Genomic DNA, 11,986 nt, shown 5'->3' on the forward strand with positions numbered 1-11,986 from the left:
AGAGGGGAGAAATGAATAATGGCATATCTGGAAATGGAAAAGCAGCAGATTAAAGATTATATTTTGAAGAATTTAAAAAGGACACTGAAAGAAGCCAATGACTATTTAAAATATCCTTTTATAGATCCTGGCTCTGTTTATGATGGGAACTTGTGGGATTGGGATTCTTTTTGGGCAACCTATGCCCTACTAAATATGACAAAGGAAATAGCTGTGGAATTAAAAGAAAAAGTTATTTTGCATGCAAAGGGTAACATTTATAACTTTTTTGATAATCAATTAGAAGATGGCTATATTCCTATGATGATTGAAAAGACAGAGCTTAAAGAACCTTATTTAAATATAAAGCATAAAGAAGGGGTTATAATGAATATGTGTAAGCCTTTTTTATGCCAACAGATTGGTCTTATTAGTGGATTTATTGAAGATTATACATGGGTATTACCCTATAAAGAAAAGATTAAAAAGTATTTTGATTGCTACAAGAAATACTATTATAACCCCAAAGTAGGACTCTATGTGTGGGCAGATGATATCATGATAGGGATAGATAATGATCCTTCGAGCTTCGGAAGACCTAAATTTTCTACAGCCAATATTTATCTTAATAGCTTTATGGTCAGTGAATTAAAAGCTGCCATTAAACTTTTTAGAGCCTGGCAGGAGGAGGAAAGTGTTCAAAGCTTGCAAGGAGAATTAAATGAGCTTATAGAAAACATCAATAAAGAGTGCTGGGATAAGCGAGATGCCTTTTATTACTCTGTGGATGTAGACATTTGTACACGAGAATTTGATTGGTTTCATAAAGGTTTAGGTGTATTTTGGAATACGTTACCTATAAAGATTAGGTCTTGTTCTTCCTTAGTACCACTTTATGTAGGCTTTCCGAGTAAAAAGCAAGCAGAGGCTATCAAAAATCATCTACTAGATCCCACTACCTTTGGCAGTCCATGGGGGATTACTTCTTTAGCGATGGATGAAAAGATGTATAACTTAGAAGCAACCAATAATCCTTCTAACTGGTTAGGACCTATTTGGATGGTGACACAATATTTAGTTTTTAGAGGTTTGATGAACTATGGCTATACAGCCGAAGCCAAGGCTCTTTGCGAAAGAATTATACAGCTACTAAGCCAAGATATACAAAAAACTGGAACCTTACATGAGTTTTATCATCCTATGACGGGAGAGCCTATTATGAATGCCGGTTTTATGAACTGGAATATGCTCGTTATTAATATGATGGATGAATTAGAGCAGAAGTCATCTATGTATGAACTTATTTTTTAAAGAGAAATAAGGAAATGGTAGAGTAAAAGCTCATTTATAGGCTAGAGAAAGGATGTTAGAAGTATGATTTATGATAAGTATAAATTTGTAGTACCAAAAGAAAAACAGGTACGAGTTATTACTAATACGGATGCTTACAATGAGGCTGATGATCAATTTGCTATTGTGCAGACTCTTTTAAGTCCCAAATTAGATAATGTAGGTATGATAGCTGCACACTACGGAATAGAGAGAGATTCAGATAGTATGGAAAAGAGCTATGAAGAAATAAATAGGATTTTTGATGCCATGAACCTTGAAAAAGAAGGGATGATTTTTAAAGGAGCAGATAAACCTTTAAAAGATAGGGTGACACCAGTGGATTCAGAAGGAGCGAGGCTTATCATAAAAGAAGCAATGTCAGATGATACTAGACCTCTTTTCGTAACCTTTATGGGCCCACTTACAGATCTTGCAAGTGCCTACCTTATAGAGCCACGTATTGCTAGTCGTTTAACTGCTATTTGGATTGGTGGAGGGCAATATCCAGTAGGTGGGGTAGAGTTTAACTTATCAAATGACATTCATGCCGCAAACATTGTATTTGGTTCAGCCATACCAGTATGGCAAGTGCCCAAAAATGTTTACGAAATGATGCCTGTATCTTTAGCAGAGCTAGAATGCCGTGTGGAACCTTGCGGGGGGATTGGGAAATATGTTTTTAATCAATTAATAGAACATTCACACGCAGATATTCCTAGAAAGAGTCCATTTAGAACAGGAGAGAGCTGGGTGTTAGGTGATTCACCAGCAGTAGGTCTTATCCTTTATGAACACCGCTTTGAATTTGATTACATTCCAGCACCTCAAATTACTCAAGATATGACATATATACATACAGGCCTTAATCGACCCATTCGCGTTTATAGAAAGATTGATTCACGTTTGATTTTGGAAGACTTCTATTGTAAGCTTGCATTATTTGCTAGAAGAAATAATGCCAACTAATAGAGAAAATAGAGATTTTTAAAATAAAGAGCAAAAGAATGCTTTCTAAGCTGCGGATAAAATGATTATCTGCAGCTTTTTGTATGAGGAAAACTATTTATTTAGTACTCAGGATATCTTAGAATAATAGAAGGTAAAAGGGAGTGAAAAAATGTTGTAATTAAAGACAATAGGAGTATAATGATATCTAAATAAGACTATTATTTAGCAAACATAAAGAGGGGAATTATATGAGGAAAAGTATTAAAATTAAACTTTTTACTATGATTATCATTTTAGGAAGTATCGGGTTGATAGGAATGACTATTAATGGAGAAAATATACGAAACACTCAAAAAGCCGTCAAGACTATAACTGAGGAGTATGAAAAGGTAATACGAGAGCTAAGCACAATAGATCAAGAGTTAGCAGCTAAAGATTTACAGCAAATGGAGCAGGTAGTGGCACAACAAACAAGCATCTACCAAAAATCTATAGTTATAAATGTAATTATCTATTTAATTGCCATTTTAGCGATTATTACTTGTATTGTAATAAGCTTAAAGACGATTGTTAGGCCTTTAACTCGTGCAAGTAAACATCTTGATCAAATAATGCAAGATATACATAAGGGTAAAGGAGATTTAACAGGGCGCATAGCATGTGAAACCAATGATGAAATAGCTGACTTAGTAAAAGGAATCAATACATTTATAGATTTTCTTCAGCAAACTGTTGGAGGCATGAAGCAAACCTCAACACATATTGAAGAAAATGTACATAGAGTTGTTGGTAATGTCTATGCTGTTAATGAAACGATACATGACACATCAGCTGCAATGGAGCAATTAGCGGCTAGCATGGAAGAAGTATCTGCCACATCTGAGCAAATTAGTAGCTCATCTCAAGAGATTTATAATGTGATGGTAGCAACAGTTGATAGGGCTCAGGAAGGAGCTAAAGTAGCAAGAGAGAAGAAAGAAGAGGTAGAAAAAGTTAAGTTAGAGGTACTAGAAAGTAAAGAAGTAGCTCATGGGATTGTTATAAGTATAAGTGAGATACTTAAAAAGGCAATTTTAGAGAGTAAACAAGTACAAACGATCAATGAGCTTACAACCAATATTCTTACTATTTCATCTCAAACCAATCTTTTAGCCTTAAATGCGTCTATTGAAGCAGCTAGAGCAGGCGAGGCGGGTAGAGGTTTTGCTGTAGTAGCAGATGAGATTAGAACATTGGCAGATACAACAAAGACAGCAGCTAACCAAATTCAAAAAATCAGTATGTTGGTAGTGGAGGCAGTAGAGGCCTTAGCGGGTAACTCAGAAAAATTATTAGGATTTATTAATTCCCAAGTATTAGGTGATTATGAAAAGTTGGCATCTATTGCAGGGGATTACAATCAAGAGACCGCTATGCATAGTAATTTTTTGACGGCACTTGTAAACGATGCCGTTCATATTCAGCAAACACTTGAAGGGATTACCCAATCTATAGAGTCCATTGCAGTAACCATTGATGAAAGCACCAGTGCCGTAGGGAATGTGGCTAAAAACTCTACTGATTTAGTAGGTGCTATGGATCGTATTAAAATAGAAGTGCAAGAAACACAGAGTATTGCAGACAAAATGGTAGAAGGTTTCCAAATGTTTACCAGTATTTAATATTTATGCTTGACATAAAGAATGATATTGGATATAATGAGATTACATTTTTTGGTGATGATGCGCTTAGGGGAAACACCCGTTTCCATACCGAACACGATGGTTAAGACTTAAGCGGCCGATGGTACTTGTTTGGAGACGAACTGGGAGAGTAGGTGGTTGCCAAATTTTTGCGGGTGTAGTTCAATGGTAGAACTCCAGCCTTCCAAGCTGGCCACGTGGGTTCGATTCCCATCACCCGCTTGTAATAAATGGGGATAAAATAGGGTTGTCCAGAGTTAATTAAGTGATTAGCTCTGGAACAACCCTATTTTTATTAACAATGAATTAACGTTTAGTACGCATAATCTTTTTAAATTGATTAGGAGAATAACCAGTCACTTCTTTGAAGCGTTCGGAGAAATAAAAGGGATTGCTAAAACCAAGCTGATCACTAATGTCACTTATAAGCTGGTTGGTTTCAATAAGTAAATCACAAGCTCGTTGTATTTTAAGACGGTTAAAATATTCAATAGGTGTATAAGAAGTATAGGATTTAAATTTTCTTATAAAGTAATATTTAGAAAGATTAATAGAGGATGCAAGGGTGTTAACAGGACAGCGAACATCAAGATGATTTCGCATCCATTCAATAGTGCTTTCAATGTCTTGAAAGCCTTTTTTTGATTTGGTATAGTTTAAGCTTAATTCTTTAAGTTCACATAGTAACAGTTGTAAATAGGAAGAAGCCTTAAGCATATTTGTTTCAAGATAGTCTATTTTAAATAAAGGGTAGAGCTGATTAAAATAGTGAATAAGCCTAGGTTGTTCACCTACACATAGGAGACTTTCTTGAAATAATAAAGGGGCATGTGTACCTTTAAAATGGAGCCAGTAGATGGACCAAGGGTTTTCTTCTAGAGCACCATACTCATGGGCTGTATAACTAGGTATGAGGAGGACATCTCCTTTTTTTATAGAGAAATGTTTATTTTCTAAACGAAGATAGCCTTGCCCATCTGTGCAGTAAATAAGGATGTACTCGGCAATACCTTCACGTTTGATAAAGTGCCCCTCAGAATGATTATAATAGCCACAACAGGTGATAAAAAGATGATGTAAAATAGGATGTTTCTCAAAAGAGAGACATATTTTATCAGGGATAATATAAGATAAATCACGTGACATAGGAAGTTCCTCCAAAGGGCAATATTGTGTAGATACTAGGCAACTATACTTATTTTACAATATATTTTATAATGCTACAATACTATTATTATCAATATGGAGGGGTTATATGAGCAATTATGCAATGAGTCAAAGGGATAGAGCAATACTTAGGGAACTAGCTAAAAAGCAGTATGAATATTCACAGCTTCCTCTGATGAAACAAAGAGAGGTAGAGTGGCAGCTACATAATGATTTACAAGGTCAAAAACCTATGATTCATATAGAAGTAGACACTTTTGAAGAAGAAATTATAAAAGATAGGCTTCAGTGTGAAAGTGAAAAAGCAAGAGTAATAGAAAGACAGTTACTTCACAATATGCTCAATCATGAAGTTGTAGGAGATGATCAGATTGTGCGTGATCACTACCCTATAAGGTGGAAATCGTGGTTTAAATTATTCGGGTTTGAGACAACTAAAGTAGAAACAAAAGATGCAAAAGGAAGAAGTATAGGTCATCACTTTAATTACCATATTTCAGATTTAGGAGATGCATTACCTACTTTAGGAGCTACAGATTTTGGAGTAGATAAGGAAGCAACTTACGCTTATAAGGCAGAAGTAGAAGAAATAATAGGGGATATTTTACCTGTTAAAATAGTCTTTGACTGTCTTTATGCCGTACCTACACAAGAGGTTGTACATATGATGGGGATGGAAAATATGCTCTTTAGTATGTATGATTATCCAGATGAGTTTAAAGTGTTTATGAATCGTATTGCTGATGATTATATAAGCTATTTTAAATATTTAGAGGAGGAAGGATGTATTCTTCCAACAACGGGTAATCAAATATTAGGGCAAGGCTCATTATGCTATACCAAGCAGCTTCCTAATGCGCAGGCATTAGAAGGTAAGAAAGTGACTACTTTTGATGTATGGGGATTTATGGATTCACAAGAAACAGTGGGCATATCACCTGCTATGTTTAATGAGTTTATCTTTCCTTATTATAAAAAAGTTGCAAACTTATATGGTAGACTTTCTTACGGATGTTGTGAACCTGTACATGCTATTTGGGAACAATGTATTAGTAAACTTCCAAGGCTAAGTAAGGTATCTATCTCTCCTTGGTGTGATGAAGCCTTTATGGCAGAACAATTAAGAGGAAGTAAGGTGATTTATCATCGCAAACCTAGCCCGAACTTCTTAGGGGTAGGAAAAGAGTTAGATGAAGAAGCGGTTAGAGAACATATTACAAAGACGCTTCAATTAGCTAGAGGATGTAAGCTAGAAATTACGCAAAGAGATGTCTATACATTAGAGGGCAATATTCCTAAAGTAAGAAGATATGTAGAGATTATACGTGAGCTTATTGAAACCCATTGGCAGTCTTAAAACAAAAGCTAGGATCCTTTAGATTCAAATAAAGGATTTTAGCTTTTTTGTTTTAAGAGCTAAAAACCTAGTTAGCTTGTCTTTAGATTTATAGGTGGAAAAGTAGTGGGTTACTTCTAAAAAAGAAGGATTGACTTTTTAATAAAAAAGAGTATACTGTAACCACAAGTGTCTTTACACATAATTTTACACATATTTTGAGGGGGATTTAAAAGTGAAAACAAAAGTAGATATTCGTACCATGGTAGTTGCAGCAATGTTATGTGCAATAGGGATTATGATTCCTATGATTTCACCGATAAAGGTCATTATTGAGCCAGCTTCTTTTACACTCGCTAGTCATGTAGCTATATTTATTGCATTATTTATATCACCAATGACAGCTCTATTTGTAGCATTAGGAACTACAGCAGGATTCTTTTTAGCAGGATTTCCACCTCAAGTTGTACTTCGTGCATTAAGTCATGTATTATTTGCAGTAGGTGGAGCTCTTTATCTAGCTAAGCGCCCTGAGACGATGAGTAAACCTGTAAACATGACAGTCTTTGGGATGATATTAGCTGTTATTCATGCAGTTAGTGAAGTACTTATTGTTCTTCCATTTTATATGTCAGGGACAGCTAGTTCAAATACATGGTATGTTCTTTTTGGTTTAGTAGGGCTAGGAACAGTTGTGCATAGTATGATAGATTATACACTTTCTATAGCAGTTTGGAAGGTTGTTGCAAAGGTTTCTAATGTAGGGATGAAGCGTAGTAATAAAGCATGTTAGGTTAGATTTTCAAGGGAAAGGTGGATGCTGCGTTTAGTTTAAAGGTAAACATCTACCACAAATCCCTTAAGAGTTTCCTGCTGTGCATAGGATAAAAAGGCTGGAAGTGGTGTAAGGGTGTGTGATTCAGGATGAGGGAGATAAATACGCCCACACTCTGTACAGATAAGGGCTTCTGGCTGGCGATTTACTTGAGGATAGAAATAAGAAAAACCAATACCTAGTGGGTCAGAGTAATGGAATAAAGGTCCAGTAGTCTGGAGGGCATAATGGTTTTGAGGACCAAGAGGAATGGGAAGGTCAGAAACATTTTCTTCTAAGTTAGAGCCAAGGACTTCACCAGAGGGTAAAGTTAGAGCATGGTAAACAAGTGCATAAGAAGAAAGATTAGTAGTAGAGAGCACAGCAAGATTATAGGAAGGATCTTGTTCATATGCAGCTTCCTTTTCATAGGCCTCATCAGGATTGATAGCAGTAAAAGGTATAAAATAATTCCTATCTAAAAGAGGAATCTGAGGAAGGGTCATTTGAGGAGTAACTGATGCTAATGTGTTTTCTAAAAGATGCGCACAAGTAGTACAGGCTAATAAACCTACCTGCTTTAGTTTTCTTTGTCCGATAAAATTAATAAGTTGAGTTAATCGATAGTTAGGTACAATCATTGGTATAGCCTCACATTTTATAATCTCTTCTATTTATATCGACAAAAACTTGAAGTAGCTATAGATATTTTTTTGAAAAAAGGTATTGACTTACGTCAAAGAAGGTATTATAATTCATTAGGTAACAAGTAATTAAAGCTTGTTCACATGCCCGAGTGGCGGAACTGGCAGACGCACAGGACTTAAAATCCTGCGAGCTAACCCCTCGTACCGGTTCGATTCCGGTCTCGGGCATATAATTAAATAAGGAGAGATGGTCGAGTTGGTTTAAGGCACCGGTCTTGAAAACCGGCGAGGGTAACACCTCCCTGGGTTCGAATCCCAGTCTCTCCGTTTGTGAAAAGGGCTATAGTCAAATTAATCATTTAGATTAGTTAGACTATAGCCCTTTGTTGTATAAAAATAAAGTAAAACTAAGATCTGGCGATATTGTTACACTAATCCACTAAATAGAAGAGCATAAAGATGAGGGTGATAATGACCACTTGTGCAAATTTTAAACCACTTGTTCATAACACCTTGAAAGGTACTTGACAAAATGTTACTCTAATAAAAACTACTAGACTTCAGATAAAGGGGGCTGGTAGTTTTTTGATTGCTTCAAGAAGAAGTATATTATTAAAAATTTCATTTAAAACAATAATATTTATTAATATCTCAAATAAAATAACTATATAAAACGAGTTCACAACGGAAGGTAAAAATAAATGGAAAAAAGAAAGTATCTTAGAGTCATTAACATCAATGGAATACTCACGAGTTTTAGGTATCTCTCACTTTTTTTAACTTCATATTTTTATATGTTTATAGTGAATGAGCACTCGTGGCAAACAAAAATTTTAGTTGTAGTTGGGCTAGTGCTTACAGGGATAATAATGAATTTTATTTACTTAAATGAAAGAATAAATAAGATAGGGCTTATAGTTGCTTTATTTGCAGAAACACTAGGCAATATTTTTTTATTAAGTCTATCTGGTAATTTTCAAAGTCCTTATATTTGGTATGGGTTAAATACAGTGATTATGGCAGTAGTTGGACTTGAGAGTTATATGTGTTGGGGAGATCTGGCTATTTATATAAGCCTTTTAGGAATGACAACTATTTATGATCGTTTGTTGCATCCTGTGCAGACAAATACCTTTTTTGCGGATATGAACATTACAGTAGGATTAATAATGGCTACATTTGCTTTTCAAGTTATTATGAAGCATGTGAGAAAAATAGAGGATAAGACAGATGAGTTATTGATACTCAACGAGAAACTGAGTAGTGCCAATAAGAAGGTTGAAGAGACGATGACTTATATGTGTAAAATTTATGAGATTATTCATCTTTTTAGTACGCAAAACAATAGGCAGGATCTTATTCAGCTTATCCTGGATTATACTACTAAAATGTTTAAAGTAAACGAAGTATTTTTTATCGAGATAGGAGAAGATGAAAAACACTATAAATTTTATGGGAATAAAGTTGACAAGATAAAGACTGATTTACTGATAAATAAAGCTTTTGCTGTATGGCAAGGGCAAGATGAACCAAATAACAAATGGATTTTAGAGGTCGAAGATCAAAACTTTACCTGTGTGCCAATAGGGTATACCTATAAGCAATTTGGTTTGCTACTTATAGAAGGGATACAGGATGTAGAGCAGCTGAATAGTATTATTCAGCTAAGTGGGATGCTCTTTAAAAAATTTGAAGTTGAAGCTATCAATGAAGAATTACTCATTAGTGAGGAGCAAAATCGTATTGCCAATGAGATCCATGATCAGGTATTACAAAAGTTATTTGGTGTAACATGTAACCTTTTTGCATTGGCAAAAAAAACTTATAGTCTAGATAAGGAGCTAATTGGAGAGGAAATTAATTCTAATCGTGAGATACTTCATAAAGCCATGACAGAATTACGTCAGACAATTTATGGATTAAGCTGGGATAAGGAGGGAAAAAGCAGTTTTGAGACACGTGTTGAAGAATACATAAAAGAAATGCAAAAACTGTATCACATTCCTATTCAATTTCAATGGACAGGGGAACTTCAATGGCTTACAGCCAAAGAGCAAACGTCTTTGTACCGTATTATCTGTGAGGGGATATCTAATGGGATAAGGCATGGAGAAGCTACCTCTATAATGATCGATCTAGCTATAAAGGAAACCCATATTCAGCTATGTATAAAAGACAATGGTAGAGGATTTGATAAAACAAAGGTAGAACAAAGTCATCAAATGGGATTAGGGCTTAGAAATATGCAGCATCTGTCGAGAGATTTAGCAGGAAAGATGGAGATTGATTCAGAAGAGGGAAAGGGAACTTTGCTAAAAGTAAGTATACCGAATAAAGTCTAGGTAAATAGGGGAGAGGTAAGATGAAATTATTGATTGTAGATGACCATGAGATTGTAAGGAAGGGACTTATTGCTAGCTTAGCTATAGAACAGCTATTTGATGAGATAGATGAGGCAGATAGCATAGAAAAAGGGATGAAATCTCTCATCCTAAATAAACCAGATATGACTATTGTAGATATCAATTTAGGGAATAAGGAGAATGGCTTAACACTTATAGAAAAGGCTAAAGAGAAAAAGTTAATCACTCAGTTTATTGTACTCACATCTTCTTCAAGAGTAGGGGACTTTTTAAGAGCTAAGACATTAGAAGTAGAAGGTTATATTTTGAAGGACTCAGATATGGAAGATATTATCTATGGTATTCGTTCTGTGATAAGAGGACGTAAATTCTATGATGCACAAATTGAAATACAAGTAGAGCAGCATAAGGATCCTTTAAAAGAAAAGCTAACAGAGAGAGAATATGAGGTACTCGTGGAGTTAGGCAAAGGTTTAACCAATGGTCAGATTGCAGAGACTCTTTTTATTACAGAGAATACGGTTAAAAAGCATATTAGCAATTTAATGAGTAAACTAGAGCTAGCGCATCGTACAGAAGTAGCACTTTTTGCTGCAAAGAGGTGGCGAAGGGTAGAAGACCAATTGGTCAAAAAGTAGTAGTATAAATACTTGTGATTGGTAATGTATGGAAATTAAATCCCCTCTATAATAAGATTATAAAGAAGAACCGTAAAGGGTTTAAAAATAAAAAGGGGAGATTTAGGAATGAGAAAATCAAAATTAATGATAGGCGTATTAGTTGTATCCATTGCATTACTTGGCACAGGTTATGCGTACTGGACAGATCAACTAACACTTAATTCCACAGTAGAAACAGGAAAATTGAATGTCATTTATACAGCAGCACCTACACTTGCTAAAGGGGAATTGCAACAAGGCAAGGGTGGTGTACTGACATGCGGAAAAGAAGAACATGAACATTATGGAATTCCTTTTAGTTTTACTGATTGCTATGATGCGTGGGGAAGAATTGTATGTGGTAAGACAGAACATAAACATGGCCCAGAATGCTATTCATCAGCAAGTGATCAAGTTTTAGAAAATGAGGGGTATATTATAATCAATCCAACAGGTACACAAACAAGTGAAAAAGAAATATCATTTGGTGTTGCCAATATGTATCCAGGTAGTTTTGCTACAGCTACATTTACAGCTGAAAACAATGGAACCATTCCAGCAGTTATTGACTATGTAGAAGTTGCAGAAGGTTTAACAGATGCAGATAAAGCTTTCTTAGGTATTTTAGATGTAGAATTAACAGGAAGTTATATAGATAAAGATGGTGTAACTCAAAAACTTGCCAAAACAGGAAAATTAGTGAACTTAGCAAGCGTTATGAGTGAGTTTTATGGTAATGCAAGATTGGAGCCTGGTAAGACTATTACAACTACTATGAAGGTTACATTTGCAGGTAATGCAGCTTCTGGTGATGATTATGAAAAAAATGGTTCAACCATCACAGTAAAGACAAACTGGATTCAGCACAATGCCTTAACTACTGCAGCAAAAGCAGAGTAATAAGAGACTAAATAGACGTTAAAATAAAAGCTAACAAAATAGAAGGGGAGATTCTAAGGTGAGAATCACCTCTTCTATTTGTATACTACTTTAGTAGTAGAAGAGATTATACTTTATAATCAATGAGAGAAAGGAATAAGAATATAAAATGAGAATGGA

Annotated in this window: 10 protein-coding genes, 3 tRNA genes and 1 rRNA gene; 12 read left to right on the forward strand and 2 right to left on the reverse strand. The window is 35.1% G+C overall.

Translation table 11 applies throughout. From position 1 onward, the window contains the following. Window positions 1-18 precede the first annotated feature (18 nt). From CS063_RS10180 to CS063_RS10200, 5 genes are all read left to right on the forward strand, one after another. Window positions 19-1,290, forward strand: a complete 1,272-nt coding sequence (locus tag CS063_RS10180; RefSeq protein WP_099449598.1) for an MGH1-like glycoside hydrolase domain-containing protein — start codon at window positions 19-21, stop codon at window positions 1,288-1,290. 63 nt (window positions 1,291-1,353) lie between these two features. Beyond that, complete coding sequence (locus CS063_RS10185) at window positions 1,354-2,277, forward strand: nucleoside hydrolase (protein WP_099449599.1); 924 nt, start codon at window positions 1,354-1,356, stop codon at window positions 2,275-2,277. A gap of 230 nt (window positions 2,278-2,507) precedes the next feature. Beyond that, complete coding sequence (locus CS063_RS10190) at window positions 2,508-3,920, forward strand: methyl-accepting chemotaxis protein (RefSeq protein WP_099449600.1); 1,413 nt, start codon at window positions 2,508-2,510, stop codon at window positions 3,918-3,920. A gap of 50 nt (window positions 3,921-3,970) precedes the next feature. After that, window positions 3,971-4,088: ribosomal RNA gene (rrf, locus tag CS063_RS10195) — 5S ribosomal RNA — on the forward strand. Window positions 4,089-4,092: 4 nt separating this feature from the next. Then, window positions 4,093-4,163: transfer RNA gene (locus tag CS063_RS10200), tRNA-Gly, on the forward strand. Between the two features lie 84 nt (window positions 4,164-4,247). Here CS063_RS10200 and CS063_RS10205 read toward each other — a convergent pair. Further along, a complete protein-coding gene (locus CS063_RS10205; RefSeq protein WP_099449601.1) occupies window positions 4,248-5,087 on the reverse strand; it encodes an AraC family transcriptional regulator in 840 nt (279 codons plus the stop codon). 109 nt (window positions 5,088-5,196) lie between these two features. On the opposite strand from CS063_RS10205, the gene CS063_RS10210 reads away from it, so the two are divergent. Together CS063_RS10210 and CS063_RS10215 are read left to right on the forward strand one after the other, a co-directional pair. Next, entirely contained in the window at window positions 5,197-6,465 is a 1,269-nt protein-coding gene (locus tag CS063_RS10210; protein WP_099449602.1) for a uroporphyrinogen decarboxylase/cobalamine-independent methonine synthase family protein, read from the forward strand. 214 nt (window positions 6,466-6,679) lie between these two features. After that, window positions 6,680-7,237, forward strand: a complete 558-nt coding sequence (locus tag CS063_RS10215; RefSeq protein ID WP_308415481.1) for a hypothetical protein — start codon at window positions 6,680-6,682, stop codon at window positions 7,235-7,237. A gap of 38 nt (window positions 7,238-7,275) precedes the next feature. Here the strand turns inward: CS063_RS10215 and CS063_RS10220 are convergent, their stop codons facing one another. Then, complete coding sequence (locus CS063_RS10220; RefSeq protein WP_099449603.1) at window positions 7,276-7,899, reverse strand: hypothetical protein; 624 nt, start codon at window positions 7,897-7,899, stop codon at window positions 7,276-7,278. Window positions 7,900-8,048: 149 nt separating this feature from the next. Between CS063_RS10220 and CS063_RS10225 the strand changes: the two genes are divergently transcribed. The 5 genes from CS063_RS10225 (at window position 8,049) to CS063_RS10245 (ending at window position 11,827) form a co-directional block, all read left to right on the forward strand. Next, window positions 8,049-8,133: transfer RNA gene (locus tag CS063_RS10225), tRNA-Leu, on the forward strand. Between the two features lie 13 nt (window positions 8,134-8,146). Beyond that, window positions 8,147-8,232, forward strand: a tRNA-Ser gene (locus CS063_RS10230). Window positions 8,233-8,774: 542 nt separating this feature from the next. Then, complete coding sequence (locus CS063_RS10235; protein WP_180270750.1) at window positions 8,775-10,247, forward strand: sensor histidine kinase; 1,473 nt, start codon at window positions 8,775-8,777, stop codon at window positions 10,245-10,247. A gap of 20 nt (window positions 10,248-10,267) precedes the next feature. Continuing rightward, window positions 10,268-10,906, forward strand: a complete 639-nt coding sequence (locus CS063_RS10240) for a LuxR C-terminal-related transcriptional regulator (protein WP_099449605.1) — start codon at window positions 10,268-10,270, stop codon at window positions 10,904-10,906. A 108-nt stretch (window positions 10,907-11,014) separates the two neighbouring features. After that, a complete protein-coding gene (locus CS063_RS10245; protein ID WP_099449606.1) occupies window positions 11,015-11,827 on the forward strand; it encodes a hypothetical protein in 813 nt (270 codons plus the stop codon). The last annotated feature ends 159 nt before the right edge of the window (window positions 11,828-11,986 follow it).

The sequence above is a fragment of the Sporanaerobium hydrogeniformans genome (genome assembly GCF_002735925.1).
Classification (GTDB): Bacteria; Bacillota; Clostridia; order Lachnospirales; family Cellulosilyticaceae; genus Sporanaerobium; species Sporanaerobium hydrogeniformans.

What these genes read in the sequence shown, in the direction of transcription:
- CS063_RS10185 (WP_099449599.1), top strand. Translation starts at nt 1,354, where the DNA reads ATGATTTATGATAAGTATAAATTTGTAGTACCAAAAGAAAAACAGGTA.
- CS063_RS10235 (WP_180270750.1), top strand. Translation starts at nt 8,775, where the DNA reads ATGAATTTTATTTACTTAAATGAAAGAATAAATAAGATAGGGCTTATA.
- CS063_RS10210 (WP_099449602.1), top strand. Translation starts at nt 5,197, where the DNA reads ATGAGCAATTATGCAATGAGTCAAAGGGATAGAGCAATACTTAGGGAA.
- CS063_RS10245 (WP_099449606.1), top strand. Translation starts at nt 11,015, where the DNA reads ATGAGAAAATCAAAATTAATGATAGGCGTATTAGTTGTATCCATTGCA.
- CS063_RS10190 (WP_099449600.1), top strand. Translation starts at nt 2,508, where the DNA reads ATGAGGAAAAGTATTAAAATTAAACTTTTTACTATGATTATCATTTTA.
- CS063_RS10220 (WP_099449603.1), bottom strand. Translation starts at nt 7,899, where the DNA reads ATGATTGTACCTAACTATCGATTAACTCAACTTATTAATTTTATCGGA.
- CS063_RS10240 (WP_099449605.1), top strand. Translation starts at nt 10,268, where the DNA reads ATGAAATTATTGATTGTAGATGACCATGAGATTGTAAGGAAGGGACTT.
- CS063_RS10205 (WP_099449601.1), bottom strand. Translation starts at nt 5,087, where the DNA reads ATGTCACGTGATTTATCTTATATTATCCCTGATAAAATATGTCTCTCT.
- CS063_RS10180 (WP_099449598.1), top strand. Translation starts at nt 19, where the DNA reads ATGGCATATCTGGAAATGGAAAAGCAGCAGATTAAAGATTATATTTTG.